At 68.0% G+C, this 17,735-nt stretch carries 16 protein-coding genes and 1 pseudogene; 13 read left to right on the plus strand and 4 right to left on the minus strand.

Annotation, left to right across the window (positions count from 1 at the left end; all coding sequences use genetic code 11):
* Window positions 1–14 precede the first annotated feature (14 nt).
* A complete protein-coding gene (locus tag ACIRG9_RS30810) occupies window positions 15–2,771 on the plus strand; it encodes an ATP-binding protein (RefSeq protein WP_402863831.1) in 2,757 nt (918 codons plus the stop codon).
* Here the strand turns inward: ACIRG9_RS30810 and ACIRG9_RS30815 are convergent.
* Window positions 2,734–3,270, minus strand: coding sequence for a ferritin-like domain-containing protein (locus ACIRG9_RS30815; protein ID WP_402863788.1), 537 nt, complete (start codon window positions 3,268–3,270; stop codon window positions 2,734–2,736). The genes ACIRG9_RS30810 and ACIRG9_RS30815 overlap by 38 nt on opposite strands.
* 314 nt (window positions 3,271–3,584) lie before the next feature.
* Between ACIRG9_RS30815 and ACIRG9_RS30820 the strand changes: the two genes are divergently transcribed.
* The 4 genes from ACIRG9_RS30820 (at window position 3,585) to ACIRG9_RS30835 (ending at window position 6,965) form a co-directional block, all read left to right on the plus strand.
* Window positions 3,585–3,890: a putative quinol monooxygenase gene (locus tag ACIRG9_RS30820; RefSeq protein ID WP_402863791.1), complete on the plus strand. Its 306-nt coding sequence runs from the start codon at window positions 3,585–3,587 to the stop codon at window positions 3,888–3,890.
* A gap of 14 nt (window positions 3,891–3,904) precedes the next feature.
* Window positions 3,905–4,888 (plus strand): alpha/beta hydrolase, encoded by a 984-nt coding sequence (locus tag ACIRG9_RS30825; protein WP_402863793.1) that lies wholly within the window; start codon window positions 3,905–3,907, stop codon window positions 4,886–4,888.
* The gene (locus ACIRG9_RS30830; RefSeq protein WP_402863796.1) at window positions 4,885–5,571 is read left to right on the plus strand and encodes a class I SAM-dependent methyltransferase; all 687 of its coding nucleotides are present in this window, start codon (window positions 4,885–4,887) and stop codon (window positions 5,569–5,571) included. Before ACIRG9_RS30825 ends, ACIRG9_RS30830 begins: the two co-directional genes overlap by 4 nt.
* Before the next feature lie 128 nt (window positions 5,572–5,699).
* Window positions 5,700–6,965: a low temperature requirement protein A gene (locus tag ACIRG9_RS30835; protein WP_402863799.1), complete on the plus strand. Its 1,266-nt coding sequence runs from the start codon at window positions 5,700–5,702 to the stop codon at window positions 6,963–6,965.
* A gap of 45 nt (window positions 6,966–7,010) precedes the next feature.
* Here ACIRG9_RS30835 and ACIRG9_RS30840 read toward each other — a convergent pair whose 3' ends face one another.
* Window positions 7,011–7,592, minus strand: a complete 582-nt coding sequence (locus ACIRG9_RS30840; protein WP_402863802.1) for an NTP transferase domain-containing protein — start codon at window positions 7,590–7,592, stop codon at window positions 7,011–7,013.
* A 793-nt stretch (window positions 7,593–8,385) separates the two neighbouring features.
* On the opposite strand from ACIRG9_RS30840, the gene ACIRG9_RS30845 reads away from it, so the two are divergent.
* The 8 genes and pseudogenes from ACIRG9_RS30845 to ACIRG9_RS30880 all read left to right on the plus strand — a co-directional run bounded on the left by ACIRG9_RS30845 (window position 8,386) and on the right by ACIRG9_RS30880 (window position 15,466).
* Window positions 8,386–8,925 (plus strand): (2Fe-2S)-binding protein, encoded by a 540-nt coding sequence (locus ACIRG9_RS30845; RefSeq protein ID WP_402863804.1) that lies wholly within the window; start codon window positions 8,386–8,388, stop codon window positions 8,923–8,925.
* Window positions 8,922–9,926 (plus strand): FAD binding domain-containing protein, encoded by a 1,005-nt coding sequence (locus tag ACIRG9_RS30850; RefSeq protein WP_402863807.1) that lies wholly within the window; start codon window positions 8,922–8,924, stop codon window positions 9,924–9,926. Before ACIRG9_RS30845 ends, ACIRG9_RS30850 begins: the two co-directional genes overlap by 4 nt.
* Entirely contained in the window at window positions 9,923–12,049 is a 2,127-nt protein-coding gene (locus tag ACIRG9_RS30855; RefSeq protein WP_402863810.1) for a xanthine dehydrogenase family protein molybdopterin-binding subunit, read from the plus strand. Before ACIRG9_RS30850 ends, ACIRG9_RS30855 begins: the two co-directional genes overlap by 4 nt.
* Window positions 12,050–12,062: 13 nt before the next feature.
* Complete coding sequence (locus ACIRG9_RS30860) at window positions 12,063–13,022, plus strand: XdhC family protein (RefSeq protein WP_402863834.1); 960 nt, start codon at window positions 12,063–12,065, stop codon at window positions 13,020–13,022.
* An 88-nt stretch (window positions 13,023–13,110) separates the two neighbouring features.
* A pseudogene (locus ACIRG9_RS30865) lies at window positions 13,111–13,251 on the plus strand (transposase); the annotation flags it as partial.
* A 160-nt stretch (window positions 13,252–13,411) separates the two neighbouring features.
* Window positions 13,412–14,167, plus strand: coding sequence for an IS3 family transposase (locus tag ACIRG9_RS30870; RefSeq protein ID WP_402863813.1), 756 nt, complete (start codon window positions 13,412–13,414; stop codon window positions 14,165–14,167).
* Window positions 14,070–14,297 (plus strand): integrase core domain-containing protein, encoded by a 228-nt coding sequence (locus tag ACIRG9_RS30875; protein ID WP_402863816.1) that lies wholly within the window; start codon window positions 14,070–14,072, stop codon window positions 14,295–14,297. Before ACIRG9_RS30870 ends, ACIRG9_RS30875 begins: the two co-directional genes overlap by 98 nt.
* 176 nt (window positions 14,298–14,473) lie before the next feature.
* Entirely contained in the window at window positions 14,474–15,466 is a 993-nt protein-coding gene (locus tag ACIRG9_RS30880; RefSeq protein ID WP_402863837.1) for a Gfo/Idh/MocA family protein, read from the plus strand.
* A gap of 103 nt (window positions 15,467–15,569) precedes the next feature.
* On the opposite strand, the gene ACIRG9_RS30885 is transcribed toward ACIRG9_RS30880, so the two are convergent.
* Window positions 15,570–16,478, minus strand: a complete 909-nt coding sequence (locus tag ACIRG9_RS30885; protein WP_402863819.1) for a hypothetical protein — start codon at window positions 16,476–16,478, stop codon at window positions 15,570–15,572.
* Window positions 16,479–16,505: 27 nt separating this feature from the next.
* The gene (locus ACIRG9_RS30890) at window positions 16,506–16,814 is read right to left on the minus strand and encodes a hypothetical protein (protein WP_402863822.1); all 309 of its coding nucleotides are present in this window, start codon (window positions 16,812–16,814) and stop codon (window positions 16,506–16,508) included.
* Window positions 16,815–17,735: the final 921 nt, after the last annotated feature.

A 17,735-nucleotide genomic window follows, 5' to 3' on the forward strand; every position in this document is an offset into this window, starting at 1 on the left:
AACGTGAGGTGCATGTGGGTGATATCGGGCTTTACGGTCGAGATGCTGAACTAGAGCAGCTTTCGACATTTCTGGGCCAGGCGGGGCGCGGAGGCGCCGCACGGCTGCTGACAGGTGAGCCCGGTGTGGGCAAGTCCTCGCTCATGGCCGCTGCGGCGGAACGTGCCCTCGCAGAGGGCATGCAGGTGCTGCAGGCCTCGGGCTCCGAGTTCGAGGCCGATGTCAGCTACTCGGCCCTCAACCAGTTGCTGCTTTCCGTTCCGGGTGACATCTCACGGCTTCCCACCGGCCCCCGGGAAGCGTTGGAGGTGGCACTGGGATTCGGGGCCGGTACGGCACCGGACGCCCTGTTGGCCTGCAACGCCACCCTTCTGCTCGTGCAAAGCCTTGCCGCCGAGGCGCCGGTGGTGCTTCTGGTCGACGACGTTCATTGGATCGATCGGGCCAGCGCTGTCGTTCTCGGCTTCGTGGCTCGTCGTCTGGCAGGCTGCCGAGCCGGTCTGCTGATGTCGACGCGAACAGGTGCGGCCAGTTACCTCGACCGGCGCGGGCTGGCCGAGGTCGTGGTGGCCCCGTTGGACCAGGCCGCCGCAGAGCAATTGGTGGACGACACCTTTCCCCAATTGCCGTCGCGTATCCGTCGGCGGCTGCTGGATCTCGCCCAAGGCAATCCGCTGGCATTGATGGAGTTGCCGTCCACGTTGTCAGGTGCCGTCCAGCGAGTGGCGGCTCAGCCCGAGGTTGTTCCGCTCAACGACCAGCTGCAGGCGTTGTTCGCCGCGCGCATTGCGGAACTACCGGAGCCGACCCGCCGGCTGCTGCTACTGGCCGCATATGAGGGCACTGGTGACGTGCGGGTGCTACATGCCGCATGCGCCGACCGGGGCGGGTTGGCCGACCTGGCTCCCGCTGAGCGGACGCAGCTGGTGCATGTGGACGACGCGATCGCCCAGATCGCATTCCGGCATCCGCTCATCCGATCAGCGATCGTGGCAATGTCAACGCACGAGGAGCGGCGTACCGCGCACGTCGCCCTGGCCAAGGTGTTGGTCGACGACGAGGAGCGCCGGGCGTGGCATCTGGCCGCAGCCGCGGTGGCTCCGGATGAGGCCGTCGCGCAACTGCTCGAAACCGCCGCACACCGTGTCATGCTGCGCGGCGATGCGGTCGCAGCGATCATATCCCTGGTACGCGCCGCTGAACTGAGCGTGACCAGCGCCGACCGGGGCCGGCGGCTTGCCGAGGCCGCCTACATCGGCGCGGAGGCGGGCGGAACGACCGCGGACGCCCGCACACTGCTGGCCGATGCCCGCCGGGCGGTGCCGGACTCGACTGGGTCGCTGCACGCGGCCAACGCCGCCGCGTTCCTGATGCTCGACGGCGAGGGTGATGTGCACACTGCGCATCGTCTGCTCGTCGGCGCCATCGAGGCCGGCGATCACGGGTACCGCGCCGACGATCCAGCGTTGATCGAGGCAATGCACACCCTGCTGCTGGTGAGCTGGTACGGCAGCGCACCACAGTACTGGGAGCCGTTCTTGCGCGCGCTGCGGCGGCTGCGGCCAAAACCGCCGCAGATCCTCGCCCTGGCCAGCAAGACCTTTCCCGACCCTGTACGCACCGGCGTGTCCGCCCTCGCCGACGCGGAAACGATTTTGGGCGCCCTCGCCGAGGAGACCGACCCCACACGTGTCATGCGGATCGGCACCGCCTCGGTGTATCTGGACCGGCTCGGTGACGTCCGCGAAGGGTCGTGGCGGCTTGTGCATCAGGGACGCGACGGAGCGGCGGCTCGCCGGCACATTGGTGCGTTGATGCACCTGTGCCTGGACGACTTCCTCATCGGCCGATGGGACGAAGCGCAAGAGCTGGCATGGGAGGGCCAGCGGATCTGCGACACCGGCGGCTTCCCGTTCTTTTCGTGGTATTTCTGGTACAACAGGGCGATCGTGGCCGCCGGCCGAGGCCAGGCCGACGAGGCGTACAAGCTGGCCGACGAGATCACCAACTGGGCGCATCCTCGTGGGGTATCGGCTGCAGCCCTGTTCGCCCACCATCCGCGTACCCTCGCCGCTGCCGCAGCCGGAGACTTCGACGCCGCATATGTCCACGCCGCCGCCATGAGCCCGCCGGGAACCTTCGCCCCGTTTGTGCCCCACTGCACATGGGTTGCATTCGACCTGATCGAGGCGGCTGTGCGGACCGGGCGGACGGTGGAAGCGCGGGCACACGTCGAAGCGATGCGCACGGCCGGACTGTCGCGGCTGTCCAGCCGGATGGCGCTGATCCAAGCGGGTGCCGAGGCCCTGGTCTCCGACGACCCCGAGCCCGCGGAGAGGCTTGAACAGCTACTCGGCGACACCGCTGTCGACCGGTGGCTGTTCGACGCGTCCCGCGTACGGCTGGCGTATGGCGAGAAGCTCCGGCGAACCGGACACGTCACGCAGGCCCGCGTCCACTTGCTCGTCGCGCGTGACGGGTTCGCCGCGATGGCAGCCGTGCCGTGGCTTGACCGCGCACACGGCGAGCTGCGCGCCGCGAAGTACCCGCTGGCCGACGCTCGCGCCCCCGGCACGGCCGTATTGACAGCGCAGGAGGCGCAGATCGCTCAGCTGGCCGCCAGCGGCCTGACCAACAAGGAGATCGCCCACCGTCTGTTCCTCTCGCACCGCACCGTCGGCGCGCACCTGTATCGGATCTTTCCCAAGCTCGGTGTGACGACCCGGGCCGGTCTCAGGGATGCCCTCTCGTCACCTCCTGATCCCCAGTGATCTGCTCGACCGGACGGTCCGGAGCAGACTCTGGTGCGAGCACGCAAGCCTGCGCCTCCTTCGCTCCGAGCAGCCGTTCCAGCAGGCGCGTGGTCGGGTCCGCATCGCCCACCCAACGCACGGCCTCCTGCAGGGTCTGGACGAGGATTCGAGCCGCCACGAGATTCTGCGCCACGATCCCGGTGAGGTCGCCGGCGGCGAAGCTCTGAAAGCTGATCCGCGACCGTCCGGCAAGGTGCCGTGGATCGTGGTCGGCGGCGAACCCGAGGTCGCGGATGCGGGCTGCCAGCGCACGGGCCTCGGCTCGGTCGTCGTCGGCGCAGGTGAACAGATAGTCGGCGACCGGCTGCGCCGACAGGCCCCGCACCAACAGGGCGTGGTGTTCGTACTGCAGCGACGACACGATCACGCTCGACAGCAAGACGTTGAGCAGACGCGCCAACGCGCTCAGGTCGGCCCGGTTCGATGGCGTGATCGGCCCGTCGTCCGGGTCCCACACCGCACGGTCGCGTACCTCGCGTCTGCCCAACCCCGGTTGTCCTGACATACACCCATGGTCGGTCAGCCGCCCGCCGAGGCACATCTGTCAATCGACCTAACGATCGCCGCTGAGACGTGCTCCGGCGGCCGCGTCACCGGTCCCGTGCGGGCTTTGCCCAGAAGGGCTGCGCGTGCCATTACGTCATCGACGGCTAGGTAACCGGCCACAGCCAGGCGATGACCTTGAGGTCGTATGACAGATGTGCCACCCCTGTCGCTGCGACGAGATTGTTCTCGTCCTGAACGAGCACGACCCATCAAGGGGCACACACCATGAACATCGGACACGGCTTCCACGCCACGATGACCGCCAAGCCCGGCAAGGGTGACGAGGTCATCGACCTCCTGCTCCACGCGCCGTCGCTGGCCAACGACGACTGCGTCGTGTTCCTGGTCGGCCGGTCCGCGGCCGACCCGGACACGATCTTCGTCACGGAGGGCTGGACCAGCCCAGAGGCACACAGCGGCTTCTTCACCAGTGAGCCAGCGCAGACCCTGGTCGCCCGGCTCCAGGCACTGCTGGCCGCCGAGTCGGCCTACACCGACGAGATCCCCGTCGGTGGCAAGGCCGCCTTCTGAGAGGACGAACTATCATGATCACCACCACATCGCGTCCCGGCGTCGATCCCGAACTGGCGGCGCTGCTCGCCGAGATGCCGCTGACATCCATCCTGAACGCCGACGCCCTCGCGCAGGTACGCCCATACTCCTCGGCTCCGGTCGAGCCACTGCTGGACGGCCGCCCCATCGACCACGGCGAATTCGTCACCCGCGCTGACGACGGCATGGAGATCGCGCTGTCGGTCTTCCGCCCGACCGGTGACCGCACCGCATCCGCGCCATGCATCTACTGGATCCACGGCGGCGGCATGATCATGGGTGACCGGTTCGCCAACATCGACATCCCGCTGGAATGGCTCGACCGGTTCGGCGCCGTGATCGTCACCGTAGAGTACCGACTGGCTCCCGAGGCTCACGGCCCGACGCTGGTCGAGGACTGCTACCGAGGCCTGTTGTGGACGGCCAAGCACGCCGACGCGCTCGGCGTCGATCCGAGCCGCATCATCGTCGCCGGCGCCAGTGCCGGCGGCGGCCTGGCAGCCGGGGTCACCCTGCTGGCCCGTGACCGGGACACCGTCCCGATCGCCGCGCAGATCTTGATCTGCCCGATGCTCGACCACCGCAACAACACAACCTCCAGCCGCCAGTTCACCGGCGTACCCGGCGTCTGGACCGGGCAGACAAACGAGTTCGCGTGGCGGTCGGTCCTCGCCGAACTGCCCGCCAGCGTTTCCGCGTACATCTCGCCGGCGCTCGCCGAGGATCTGTCCAACCTGCCAACCACCTACATCGACGCCGGAACCGCTGAGGTCTTCCGCGACGAAGACGTCGACTACGCCAGCCGGATCTGGGCTGCCGGCGGCCAGGCCGAGCTGCACGTTTGGGCGGGCGGCGTCCACGGGTTCGACGCGCTGTTCCCACAGACGCGCATCGGTGCGATCGCTCGGCGGGCCCGCACCGAATGGTTGATCCGCACATTGGACGGCATGTCCGCCGAACGCGGGGGCAAGCGATGACCGTCGAATACCGCGGCCAGTTCCTACGTGAGTTCATCCGCGATCCGCTCACAGTCGCGTCGGTCGCGCCGAGCAGCCAGGCACTCGCCGACGCGGTCGTCGCACCGGTTCCACTCACCGGCGACCCCGTCGTGGTGGAGCTTGGCCCCGGCACCGGAGCGTTCACGCAGGCCATCCAGCGGCGGCTGGCCGGCCGAGGCCACCACCTGGCCATCGAGATCAATGAACGGTTCGCGGACCTGCTCGCTGCGCGCTTCCCGGGCGTCGACCTCGCCATCGCCGACGCCCGCAAGCTGCGCGAGATACTGACGGTACGCGGGCTCGACCACGCCGACGTCATCGTCAGCGGGCTCCCGTGGGCGGCCTTCACACCAGGACGACAGGACGACCTGCTCACCGCGGTCACCGCAGTCCTCGCCCCGTACGGAGCCTTCACCACCTTCGCGTACACCCACACGCGCTGGATGCCGCCAGCCCGGCGGCTCCGACGCAGCCTCGGCGAACGGTTCGAGGAAGTGGTACGCGGCCAGACGGTGTGGGCCAACATGCCACCCGCGTTCGTCTACGTCTGCCGCAGGCCGCACATACCAGCGCGCCGAGGGACAACGACCGGGATGGCTCCGCACCTGTCGTGGCGCCGGCCCACACGGACATCGCAGATTACCCGACCACCGAACCGCTGAGCGCAGGCCGCGCGGCAACCTCGCGCGGCCCCGTCGCTCTCGCACTACCAAACGATGGGGACACCATGCGTACCCATGCTTTCACTTCTGACGACGCTAAGGCCCGGCGCCGCGGCAGACATGTCGTCATGAGCACCGAAGGCGACCGGGTCACGACGCTGGAGCTGTTCTTCGACCTCGCATACGTCTTCGCTTTCATCCAGGTGAGCATGCTCATGATTGAGCACCACGACGCCACCGGCATCCTGCAAGGGCTGGCCGTCCTCGGGCTGCTGTGGTGGTCCTGGACGGCGTACAGCTGGCTGGCCAATCAGGCCCGCGCGGACGAAGGCCTGGTCCGCATCGCGATGATCGTCGCAACGATGGCCGTCTTCGCTGTCGGACTGGCCGTGCCCGAGGCCTATCACGACCGCGACGGAGGGCTGTTCGGGCCGATGGTGTTCGTGTGCGCCTACCTGGTCGCCCGGTGTACCCATGGCGCGGTGTACTTTCTGGCAGCCGTCGGCGACGAACGAGCCCGGCGTGAAGTCGTGCTGACGGTGCTGGCATCCATGCTGCCCTCCGGCATCCTGCTCACGGCCGGCGCTCTGCTCGGCTCGCCGGCGCAGGTGTGGTGTGGGTCCGCCGCGGCCGCCATCGAACCGGCCGTCGCCTTTGCCACGACCCGGGGCCTACAGGGACGCATCAACTCGGCCGCGCACTTCGCCGAGCGCCATGGGCTGGTCGTCATGCTCGCTCTGGGCGAATCAATCACCGCTCTCGGATTCGGTGCCACCATCGGACCTATCAGCCTGCCCATCCTCGCTGGGGTGATCCTTGCGGTCCTGATCGCGGTCGCCATGTGGTGGGCGTATTTCGCCCGCCTCGCCCGCACTGCCGGACTTGCGCTCGCCCGCCAACGGGGCCGGCGACGCGCGACGACCGCCCGCGACGGATACACCTACCTGCACTTTCCGATCATCGCCGGTATCGTCCTCGCCGCTGTCGGAGTTGAGTCCGCCATGGTCCACATCGGACAGGGGGACGCGTTCGGCCTGCTGGGCTCTGGAACGCTCACCGGTGGTGTGGCCGGCTACCTCGTCAGCACCGCCCTGTTCGCCAGCAGAGTCATCGGCGGCTGGCGCTGGTCAAGATTGTGTGCGCCCGTGATCCTGCTGGCGGCCGTGCCCCTGTTGGCGACGCTCTCGCCGCTGGCGGTCCTCAGCATGGTCGCCGGGACGATGGTGGCGGCGCTGCTGGCTGAGTGGCTCCTAACCAGCGATGGCCTGCGGCAGACCTGGCCAACCCGGCAGGCAGATGAGTGCCCACGGCAGCGTCAGCGCATCGGGGCTGGCGACATTGACGAGGAACCGTCCGTGGGCGTCGGTGACGTCCATCGACGGCACCGGACGTAGCCCTTGGCATGGGGGAGCGACGCGTGGACGAGCCTTGCGGCCCAGTCACCGTTCGTCGACGTCGTATCCGGCGGCCACGTCGCCGCATTCGATCGCGGTCACGTGGGCGGCGTGCCGGCGTAGGTATACGCGCGCGCCCTGGTCGCCACGCACGGTCGCGGCGATCTCAGCCCAGTGGTCACGGCCCAGTACCACCGGATGGCCCGGCTCGCCGTCGTAGCAGGCGCGAGTCAGGCAGCCCGGGTGTGCCTGCGCCAGCAGTCGGGCCACCGCCGTCGCAGAAACCCCGGGCATGTCCACAAGATGCACGCACACGGCCGAGACCCTCTGTATGCGGGCAGCTGTGGTCATACCGAGCCGTAACGATGAGGCCATACCCTCGGCCCAGCCCGGATTCTCGACCACCTGGACACCTTCAAGATCCACGGCAGCCCGGGTCTGGCGGGCTCCGGCACCGAGGACCGCGATGATCGGGTCGCAGCCGCCGTCCCGAAGCACGCGGAGTGCCTGCCCGAGAAACACAGGTGCCTTGGGGCCGCCGTAGCGGCGCCCTGCCCCGGCGGCTAGGACCAGGCCGGCGACGCGGTCTGCCGCAGCGTCGAGAGAACTCATCTCGACCCGCCGCATGATCTACGCCCAAGCCGGGCGCGCGGGGACGCGAGATCAGGGCGCCGTTGCGGCGGCGGGCCACTTCGCGCCGTTGGGCAGCAGGGCCGCGACGAGAAGACCCGTGACATCGCGAGGGCCTGGGGGTGAGGCGGGATCACCACCACAGTCTGCACGATTCTGCCCACCTGTTCTGTCGCCCGAAATGATGCGCTGCCCACGAATTCAGGAAAAGCTCGGGCCAACGGCGAGACCCGCCGGCTGGACGTCGACCACCGCCACGTTGCTCGACGCGTTGCGCGCCGGCCCGCTTCCCCAACCCCTTCACCGGCAGGCATAGTCGCCGCCGGTCCACCGGACCGTCTCTCGTTTGCACCATCAGCGTCAGCCGGCCGAGACGTGGCCAGCCTCAGCTGCGGACGGCTTCGGAGCTCCCGATGGCCAGTCACGGCGCCGCCGTGCCATACGACGCCGCGGAGATCGCGAACACGTCAACGCTGGCCGCCCACCACGGGCCGCTAGCGCCCGGCCGACGCCGAGTCGCAACGCCGGCCTGCTGTGGCGGGAACGGTGAGCCAATGCCGGCACGGGCACCGAAGAAACCGCGCAGGATCAGGCAGAAGTCCAAGACTTCTGTGCAAGAGGGATTCGATGAACTGACGTAGCGTCTATGGCGTCTGTCAAATGGCCCCCGGCCGCGCAGCCCCGTCTTCGCTGCGCACCGGAGCGCGTCAGATATGAGGATATTCAGATCCGGCGGTTAGCCATTCGGTCCCATCCTGTGGGCTTCGAGCAAGGTGGTGAGAGGATCGCGATGACCGATAACACGCGTAGTGAGATCGAACTACGAGTCAACGACGAGACTTACCGATTGGCGGTGGACAACCGCAGAACACTCCTCGATGCGCTGCGGGACGACCTGAATTTCACTGGTGCGAAGAAGGGCTGTGATCATGGCCAGTGCGGCGCATGTACCGTCCTGGTCAATGGACAGCGACTGGTCTCCTGCCTCACCCTCGCTGTCGCCGCCGACGGCGCTGCTGTCACGACCATCGAAGGCCTGGCCGGCGACGGTGAGCTGCGCCCGATCCAGGAGGCCTTTATCCGCCTCGACGGATTTCAGTGCGGATTCTGCACCCCAGGACAGATCTGCTCCGCGGTCGGAATGCTCGCCGAGCATGCAGCAGGCTGGCCCAGCGCAGTCACCCGCGACGGCTCACCGCATCGGGCAGGGGAACTGACCGAAGAGGAAATACGCGAGCGGATGAGCGGCAACCTGTGCCGCTGCAGCGCATACCCGTCGATCGTGCGTGCGATCCTCGAGGCCTCCGCCCGCGAGGCGGTGGCCGGATGAGAGCTTTCGCCTATCAACGGACGACACAGATCCGCGATGCCTTGAACCTCGTAGCCCAGCACGACGGGGCGCGGTTCCTCGCGGGCGGCACCAATCTCGTCGACCTCATGAAAGCCGGAGTCGAATCACCCGCCCGCCTGGTGGACATACGAAGCCTCGCGTTGGGCGAGATCGGCGAAACGCCAGACGGCGGCCTGGTGCTCGGGGCGACGGCCACCAACAGCGCCGTCGCCGCCGACGCACAGGTGCGGCTCCGATACCCGGCATTGAGCCAGGCAATCCTGGCAGGGGCCTCGGGCCAGCTGCGCAACATGGCAACCGTCGGGGGAAACCTCCTGCAACGCACCCGCTGCGCCTACTTCGCCGATCCGTCGGAGGCATGCAACAAGCGGGTTCCCGGCAGCGGATGCTCCGCAATCAACGGGGCCCACCACAACCACGCGATCCTCGACTGGACGGAGCATTGCGTGGCTACCCACCCCTCGGACATGGCGGTGCCGCTGAGCGCCTTCGACGCCGTGGTGCGATACGAGACCCTCGACGGCACTAGAGAGATCCCGCTGTCGGAGTTCTATCTCCCCGTCGGTAACCGCCCGGACCGGGAGACCGCCCTGCCCGACGGAGCCCTGATCACGGCAGTCGTGATACCGCCGACCGCGGTCGCCAGAAAGTCGCGCTACCGCAAGGTCCGGGAGCGCGCGTCGTACGCGTTCGCCACCGTTTCTGTGGCAGCAGCACTCGACGTCCAGCACGGCCTGGTGCAGGACGTGCGGCTCGCACTCGGCGGCGTGGCATCACGGCCGTGGCGGGCGCGACTGGCCGAGTCCGCGCTGCGCGGCGGGCCGGCCACAGCCGAGCGAATCAGCGCTGCCGCCGACGTGGAGATCGCCGCCGCCGAGCCGCTGCGCGACAACGCATACAAAGTGACGCTCGCCCGCAACCTGATCGAAGCGGTTTTGACCGAACTCGCCGCAGACGCCGGAAAGGAGGGCAACGGATGAACCCCGACGAGATCATCGGTGCCGTAGGCGAATCGCGACCCCGGATCGAAGGCCGCCTCAAAGTCACCGGCTCCGCCCACTACGTCGCGGACCTGCCGATGCCTAACCTTGCCCACGGCTGGATGGTCACGGCCGCGGTGTCACGCGGCCGAATCCGGGACATCGACGCCACGGATGCTCTCGCCCAGCCGGGAGTCCTGGGAGTACTGGACCACCGCAACGCGCGGCGCCTCAACCCCGACATCGCCCACCACTTCGGCCCCGACCGCAGCCTCCCGCTGCTGCAGGACGAGGTGATTGAATACGCCGGCCGTCCCATCGCGCTCGTGGTGGCGGAGACACCCGAGCAAGCACGTGCCGCAGCGGCGGCATTGCGGGTGACTTACGACGCGGAGCCCCACGACATCGAGTTCTCCATGAACCATCCCGCCGCACGCCCCGCGTCCACCCTGTTCGGCCCGGAGGCCGACACCGGTGACCTGGAAGCCGAGTTCGCGGCGTCCGCGATGGTGGTGGACGAGCTCTACCACACACCGGAAGAGAGCCACAGCGCCATGGAGCCGCATGTCGCGACTGCATGGTGGGAGGACGGCCATCTCTACGCCCTCGACTCCAACCAAGGGCCCTTCAGCATCTCCCAGGTGATGGCCTCGCTGTTCCTCATCGACCCGGAACGTGTGCACATCCGCGCCGAGCACGTCGGCGGCGGCTTCGGCGCCAAAACCATCTGTGGGCCACAGATCATCCTGGCAGCGTTGGCCGCCGAGCATCTCCAGCGTCCGGTACGGGTCGCGCTCACCCGTAGACAGGTCTTCCTGGCAACCGGGTCGCGGCCGTCGACTGAACAGCGCGTCCGAATCGGCGCCGATGCCGACGGGCGGCTCCGAGCTATCCACCACCACGCCGCGTTCGCACAGTCGCCGCTGGCTGAGTACATCGAGTGGTGCACCGAGCAGGCCCGAACCCTCTACGCGGCACCGGCGATCCGCACGGAACTCAGTGCGGTACCCCTCAACCTTCTGCCTCCGTGCTCCATGCGTGGACCCGGCGCGTCACCCGGTTCGTTTGCATTCGAGTCAGCCATCGACGAGGTAGCCGAACGGCTGCAGATCGATCCCCTGCAGCTGCGGCTGCTCAACCAGCCCGTCGTCAGCCCGGTGTCCGGCCGCCCATTCAGCACCCGCCGCCTGGTCCAATGCCTTCAGGAAGGCGCGCGCCGGTTCGGCTGGGCCCAGCGCGACCCCCGCCCCCGGGTCCGCAGGGAGGGCAACCTCCTCGTCGGCACCGGCGTGGCCGCCGTCGCGTTCATCGCCGGAGTCTTCCCCTCCTCTGCGACGATCACCGCGGAGACGGACGGGACATTCTCCGTCAGGGTCGGCGCCACCGACATCGGCACCGGAGCACGCACCGCACTGATCGCCGTGGCCGCGGACGCCCTCGGTGTGAGCACCGAGCGGGTCCGCATGCACATCGGCGACAGCGACCTCGGCCTGGCCGCGGGAGCCGGCGGATCCCGAGGCACGACGTCTTGCGCGTTTGCCATCACCGAGACCGCGAAGGCGCTGCGCGAGAAGCTGGGCGATTCCGCTAGACCAGTCACCGCATCAGTCGACACCACACCGCTGATCAATTGGCAGCCGGCCGAAGAGCGATATACCTACAGTGCCGTGTTCGCCGAGGTCACCGTCGACCCAGCAACCGGAGAAGTGCGTGTTCGCCGGTTGCTCGGCATGTTCGCCGTAGGCCGTGTGATCAATCCGCTGCTGGCCCGCAGCCAGCTGATCGGGGGCATGATCGGAGGCCTGTCAATGGCGCTGCACGAGGAGTCCGTTCGCGATCCGCTCACGGGCCGCCTCGTCACTGCCGACTTCGCCGGCTACCACATCTCCGCCCACGCTGACGTACCCACCATCGAGGCCGACTTCGTGGCTGACTACGAGCCTCAGGATCCATCCGGATTCAACGGTCTCGGTGAGATCGGCAATGCCGGCACCGCTGCGGCAATCGCCAACGCCGTGTGGCACGCCACCGGCACCCGCCACCGAACACTGCCGATCAGCCTCAGCCGTGTCATCGAGCACGCAGCGGCCCAGGACCGCCCGGAAGCCGTCAGTGTTGCGTGAAGTGTGGCCATTCGTGGACTCCAAGCGGCGGGCGGGCCAGTCGGTCGTACTGGCCCGCCTGGTGGCCCGTAACGGTCCCGGATCGAGGCCACTGGGTTCAACGATGGCGGTCGCCGCGGACGGCACCTGGCGAGGTTCCGTGTCCGGTGGCTGCATAGAATCGATAGTCGTCGAAGCGGCGCGGTCCGTGTTGCACGGTGCGCCACCACACATACTGGCGTTGTCACCGGGCGAGCAGCTACTGCCCTGGGAAGAGCGGCCCGCCTGCACCGCGACGCTGGAGGTGCTCATCGCACCCGCACCACCCGCCCCGGTGCACGAGGCGATCACAGAAGCTCTGGCGAACGATTGGCCGGTGACCGTACGCGTCGGGCTGCGACCGCCGTATCGCTGGTCCGTTACCTCGATCGCCGAGGACGTCGTCGCTGACGATGCCTATCTCGACCAGTTGCCGTCGCGTCGGCGACTTCTCCTCGTCGGGGCTACCGACCTGGCCGCCGTGATGGCAGACATGGCGCACCTGTTGGACTGGGCGGTAGTCGTGGTGGACCCTCGGCCTGACCATGTCGCAGCGGGTGCGATGCCGCCAACAGCTCGGGTAGAACGTGTCTGGCCGGATATCTGGCTGGCTGAGCACCCGCTCGGACCTCAAGACGCTGTCGTGACACTCAGCCACGATCCGCGGATAGACGACCGAGCCATTCGCGCGGCGCTGGCGGGAGATGCGGGACATGTGGCTGCCCTGGGCAGCCGAGCCACTCATGCCCAACGGATGGGACGGCTGGCAAGCCAGCCAGGCCTTGACCGACTTGTCGGGCCCGCGGGACTCGACCTCGGTGGTGCATCGCTCGCCGAAACGGCACTGTCCATCCTCGCCGAGACCGTCGCGGCAACAAACGGCCGCAGCGGCCGTCGGCTACGAGACGGTAGGCTGCCGATCCGAGCCGCAGAGACCGCGACGGCTCATGGTTGACACCCGTCGAGCTGGCAGGCCGAACTGAGGTTCCTCCTGCGGACCGGACACCCTGAGCCCAGACAGTGGTCTGGGGAAGGATGGCCTGGTGCCACGTCCATCTAAGTACCCCGAGCAGTTCCGTAGGGACGCTGTTGATCTGGTCCGGTCGTCAGGTCGGTCACTGCGTGAGGTCGGTCAGGAGCTCGGCGTCAACCACGAGACGCTGCGGAACTGGGTCAACGCCGCGAAGACCGCTGAGGCCGCCGGCCGGGCGGGCGGGGCGGCGACCCGGTTGACGCTGATGAGCGCGACGAGCTGCGCCGACTGCGTAAGAGGGTCGCTGAGCTGGAGGTTGAGAAGGAGATTCTCCGCAAGGCAGCGGCCTATTTTGCCAAGGAGATGGGTCGATGACTCTCCGCTACCGGTTCATCTCCGAACACCGCGCTGTCTACGGCGTGCAGCGGCTGTGCCGTGTCCTGGCGGTACGACGTCCCGGCTTCTACGAGTGGCTGGCCGCCGAGCCGGCCCGCGAGCAGCGCGCCACGGCCGAGGACCAACTCGCCATCGAGATCGCCGCGATCCACGGCGGGCACCGCGGCGCATACGGGTCCCCGCGAGTGGCGGTCGAGCTGCGCCGCCGTGGCCGGCGGGTCAACCGCAAGCGAGTCGAGCGGATCATGCGGGAACGCGGCATCGTCGGGATCACCCGCCGGCGACGTCGGTCGCTGACCAAGCAAGACCAGACGGCCGCGCCGGCACCGGACCTGATCGGGCGGGACTTCAGCGCTGGCGCCCCCGGGCAGCGGTTCGTCGGTGACATCACCTACCTGCCCACCGGCGAGGGCTGGCTCTACCTGGCCACCACGATCGACCTGCACACCCGCGAAGTCGTCGGCCACGCCATGGCCGGGCACATGCGCGCGCAACTGGTCTCCGACGCCGTCACCCTCGCCCACCGACGCGGCCTGGTCGACCCGAAGGCGATCTTCCACTCCGACCGCGGATCGCCAGTACACCTCCACCGAGTTCCGCACCACCCTGACCAGCCTCAACATGCAGCCGCCGATGGGCCGAGTCGGTTCCTGCTACGACAACGCAGTCGCCGAGTCGTTCTTCGCCACCCTCAAGGCCGAGATCGGCACCCGCGTATGGGCCACCCGTGAGCAGGCCCGCCGAGATGTCTTCGCCTACCTCACCTACTACAACCACAACCGCCTACACTCGACACTCAACCACCGCACGCCCCACGAAGCGCGTGCCTGCTACCGTCAAACCCTCGCCCTCGCGGCATGAAACCCCGGTGTCCGGTCCCAGGGTGGAACCTCACCTGGCACCGTCCGGCTGTAGTTGGCACCACCGTGGCACCTGTCCGGATTGACTTGGCATTTACGCAGGGCCGCGCTGTTGCTCATGACCTGTGGCTTCCGCTCGCTGTCCACCCCCGGGGCATTCCTCGGGCGGGGCGCCGGATCGGATACGGGCGGGCAGGCGAAGCCCACGCCAGCTGCTACGACACCATGCCTCAGACCCGGATCGTAGCCATCCTCGACCCCACGCCCTCACGGCGCGACGCCGCACGTTCCCGCTTCCCGCACGCCGCCGTGGCAGCCACTCTCGACGACATCGACGTGGATATCGACCTGGCGCTGATCTGCACGCCGCCGACCAGCCATGAGGCATACACCGAGCAGGCGCTCATGCGCGACACCCACGTGTTCTGTGAGAAGCCCACCTTCCTCGACCCCGGCAACGGAGCGAAGTTGATCACGCTTGCCCGGCAACGTCGCAGGATTATCTACCCCGGCCACAACTACGTGCACTCGCCGCTGCTGCAGCGCCTCCGCAAACTCGGCACTCCCGAACGAATCGGACCCCTGCAGCGCCTCGACATGAGAGTAGAACGCCCCACGTCGGCAAGCGGATCTCCGGACTGGAACCCGTCGTGGTGCCGCAACCCCGCAGTCTCCGGGGGAGGTGTCCTTGTCGATCACGGTCCGCACTGTGTATACCTTGCCGAATGGCTGACCGGGATGCATGTCCACCTGGTCGGCTGCACGATGGGATACAGCACCCTGGGGGTAGAGGATCACGTCGAGTTGGTGCTCGACATGAGCGACAAGATCAAAGCCCACATCCTGCTCTCATGGCGAGCCCCGCACCGGAAAAACACCTACAGCCTCACCGGCACACACGGCACGGTCGTTCTGAACGACGACATCCTCGTCGAGGACAGCCCCACCTGGCGACGAACCTGGCGACTGGCCGAGACGCCGGGGAGTCACCACGCCCACGACGACTGGCTACCCGCACTCGCCGATGATGTACTCCGCCAGGTGACCTCCGCTGCTATGGAAGCAGAGCTGGCGCGATCCGCACTCGTCATCGCACATGCGATCACAGCCGCCTATGCATCAGCCGCTCAGGGTGGCCTGCCGTACCGCCTGCCGGACGCACTCAGCTGACTCCTTTCATCCGCGATCTACTTCTAATCCTGTGGACGACCGGTGGCACACCGTCTGGCGCGTTAGCTGCGAATCAACGACAGAGGCTTGGCACGAGGGCGACTCAGAGTCGGTCGTATTGCTCGCGGACCAGGGACTCGACGACTGCGATGGTGTCCGGCGGTCCGCCGTCTGCGCTGATGAGCACGACGATGTCATCCCGGTGCGCGACGGCGTCGACCTCGGCCTGGCCCTGACCTTCTCCGGTGAAGGCGGTCGCCCCCGGCACGTCGGGGATATTTTCCTCGCTGCCGGGGCCACGCGCGCGCCGTTCGAACTCAGCGTAGGACTGCTGGAACTGGTCGGCCTGCTCCCGCGAGTCGAATTGGAGCAGGGTAACCGTCACCGAGGCGGTGTCCGGTCGGGTCCACGCCGCGCCGGCGGCGTGTCGCACGTCGAGCAGCTGCGCGGTGAGTATCAGGGCATCCGGGCCCCAGGGCGGCAGGATCTGGGGAACGTTGACCCGGTCGTCGACGGCGGCCGGTTGAGCGGGAGTCGAATCGGCCGGGCGCGCCACCACCAGCGCGGCGAGTTCGCTGCGCCGGGTGGCGGGCGGATGAGCCACAAGCCAGACCACCGCCCCGACCAGGACAGCCCCGGCGACGCAAGCTGCCACGACGCCGGTCACCAGCCAGGGCCGACGCCACCAGGGGACCGCTGCGGGGCGGGGGAGGGCCGCCCAGCCAGGGGGTGGCACGAAGATCGGGGTCGGGTCGGCGGGAGCCGTCGAATCGGCAGCCACGGTCTCGGCGGCGGGTGTCGGTCGCACCGGAGTGGGCTCGGGCGGTGTGGAGGGTTTCGGTGACGCCGCCAGGGTCGAGACGGCACTGGCCACCAGCAGCATGCCGACCAGCGCGAGCCACGTGCCGGCGAGGAAGTCGGTACTGGGTCCGTCGGCCTCCCGGAAGCCGCTGGCTCGGATGGCGGCGCCACCGGGTAGGAAGGTCAGGAACGTCAGCGCCAGGCTCAGCACCCCGGCGCCAACCCGTACGCTACGGCGCTATTCCGGCCTTACCCAAGCCACGACGAGCAAGGAAAGCAGCAGGGCCCATCCGACGTACAGTGATGATCGGGCACCCGGCAGGTCGGTCAATGCGAACGTCCGCACCTCGGCGGACGGAGCCAGGCCCAACAGGCGGTCGGCGATGCTCTGTCCGGGTCGTACCGCCACCCACGGCATGAAGTGCACATCGGCCAGCATGATCAGCCCGACGGTCGCAGTGGCCGCGGCCTGTACGCGGCGCCGGCCAAGCCCGGCCGGGGCGGATGGACCCGACGTCAATTGCTTCGGGCCAGAGGTGATCTTCACGGCGCACATCATGGCAGCGCCGCGGAGTGCCGTCCATCCAAGCGGTACCTCCGCAGGCTGCGGCGGCTTCGCGAGCGGCGCAAGGACGCCAGGATCGATCGCGAGGACTGACGGCTGTACAGCCACCTGTACAGCCAAGCCGACCGACGAGCGCCGGAGTAGAGCGTCAGGGGCCGACAACCGATGCAGGTCAGCGCCAATGAGCGACGCCAGCCGACAGGTGTCTTGATCTTTGGAAGGCAGGGGGGTGCGGCGTGCCCGTCGCGTGCCCGATAGGGCGGGACCCGAGGGTCAACGGCGGTCAGCTCCTGGACGTGGCGACCGGCATGGCGGCGCAGGTCAAGCCAGGACACTGAGCTACCGGGGGAACCTCAGTTGAGCGCCCGGCACCTCGACCGCGCCCGGCACGGGGTGTCCGGTCCACGTAAAGTTGGCACCGTCCACGGTTGTTGGTGCCAGCGGTGGCACCTGGCCGGACGAAGTTGGCACCGTGAGTTCTACGGGAAGTGGCTCACCGAGCATGGCCTTTCAGCCGACAACCCCGCGAACAAGCAGCGGAAATGCGTCCTAACCCGACGGCCGACCACGTCCCGGTTGACCAATCATCCGCATACCTACCGCTTCATGCCGACGGAAGAGACCTCCACGTGACCGAACCATGCGGTCAAGCCGAGGTGGTCTCAGCCGTCAAGGGTCCCATCGGCTCGATCGCCATCCTTGTAAAGGGACCTTGCTGTGGACCTCATCCCCTGGAATCTCGCTATCCCTCTGATCGCCGTTACGCTCCCGGCGCTGGCACGTACCGTTGCCCTGATCGTGATCTCAATGAGCCATTCCGCGCAACGTTCTGATCACCGAAGGTGATCATGTGGTGCGGTCGTGTTCGGTGTGGAGCAGGATGAGTGCGGCGGCCACGATCTT

This window comes from Micromonospora sp. NPDC093277 (assembly GCF_044765245.1).
Classification (GTDB): Bacteria; Actinomycetota; Actinomycetes; order Mycobacteriales; family Micromonosporaceae; genus Micromonospora.

What these genes read in the sequence shown, in the direction of transcription:
- ACIRG9_RS30835 (WP_402863799.1), top strand. Translation starts at nt 5,700, where the DNA reads ATGAGCACCGAAGGCGACCGGGTCACGACGCTGGAGCTGTTCTTCGAC.
- ACIRG9_RS30840 (WP_402863802.1), bottom strand. Translation starts at nt 7,592, where the DNA reads ATGCGGCGGGTCGAGATGAGTTCTCTCGACGCTGCGGCAGACCGCGTC.
- ACIRG9_RS30875 (WP_402863816.1), top strand. Translation starts at nt 14,070, where the DNA reads ATGGGCCGAGTCGGTTCCTGCTACGACAACGCAGTCGCCGAGTCGTTC.
- ACIRG9_RS30845 (WP_402863804.1), top strand. Translation starts at nt 8,386, where the DNA reads ATGACCGATAACACGCGTAGTGAGATCGAACTACGAGTCAACGACGAG.
- ACIRG9_RS30850 (WP_402863807.1), top strand. Translation starts at nt 8,922, where the DNA reads ATGAGAGCTTTCGCCTATCAACGGACGACACAGATCCGCGATGCCTTG.
- ACIRG9_RS30870 (WP_402863813.1), top strand. Translation starts at nt 13,412, where the DNA reads ATGACTCTCCGCTACCGGTTCATCTCCGAACACCGCGCTGTCTACGGC.
- ACIRG9_RS30820 (WP_402863791.1), top strand. Translation starts at nt 3,585, where the DNA reads ATGAACATCGGACACGGCTTCCACGCCACGATGACCGCCAAGCCCGGC.
- ACIRG9_RS30855 (WP_402863810.1), top strand. Translation starts at nt 9,923, where the DNA reads ATGAACCCCGACGAGATCATCGGTGCCGTAGGCGAATCGCGACCCCGG.
- ACIRG9_RS30830 (WP_402863796.1), top strand. Translation starts at nt 4,885, where the DNA reads ATGACCGTCGAATACCGCGGCCAGTTCCTACGTGAGTTCATCCGCGAT.
- ACIRG9_RS30825 (WP_402863793.1), top strand. Translation starts at nt 3,905, where the DNA reads ATGATCACCACCACATCGCGTCCCGGCGTCGATCCCGAACTGGCGGCG.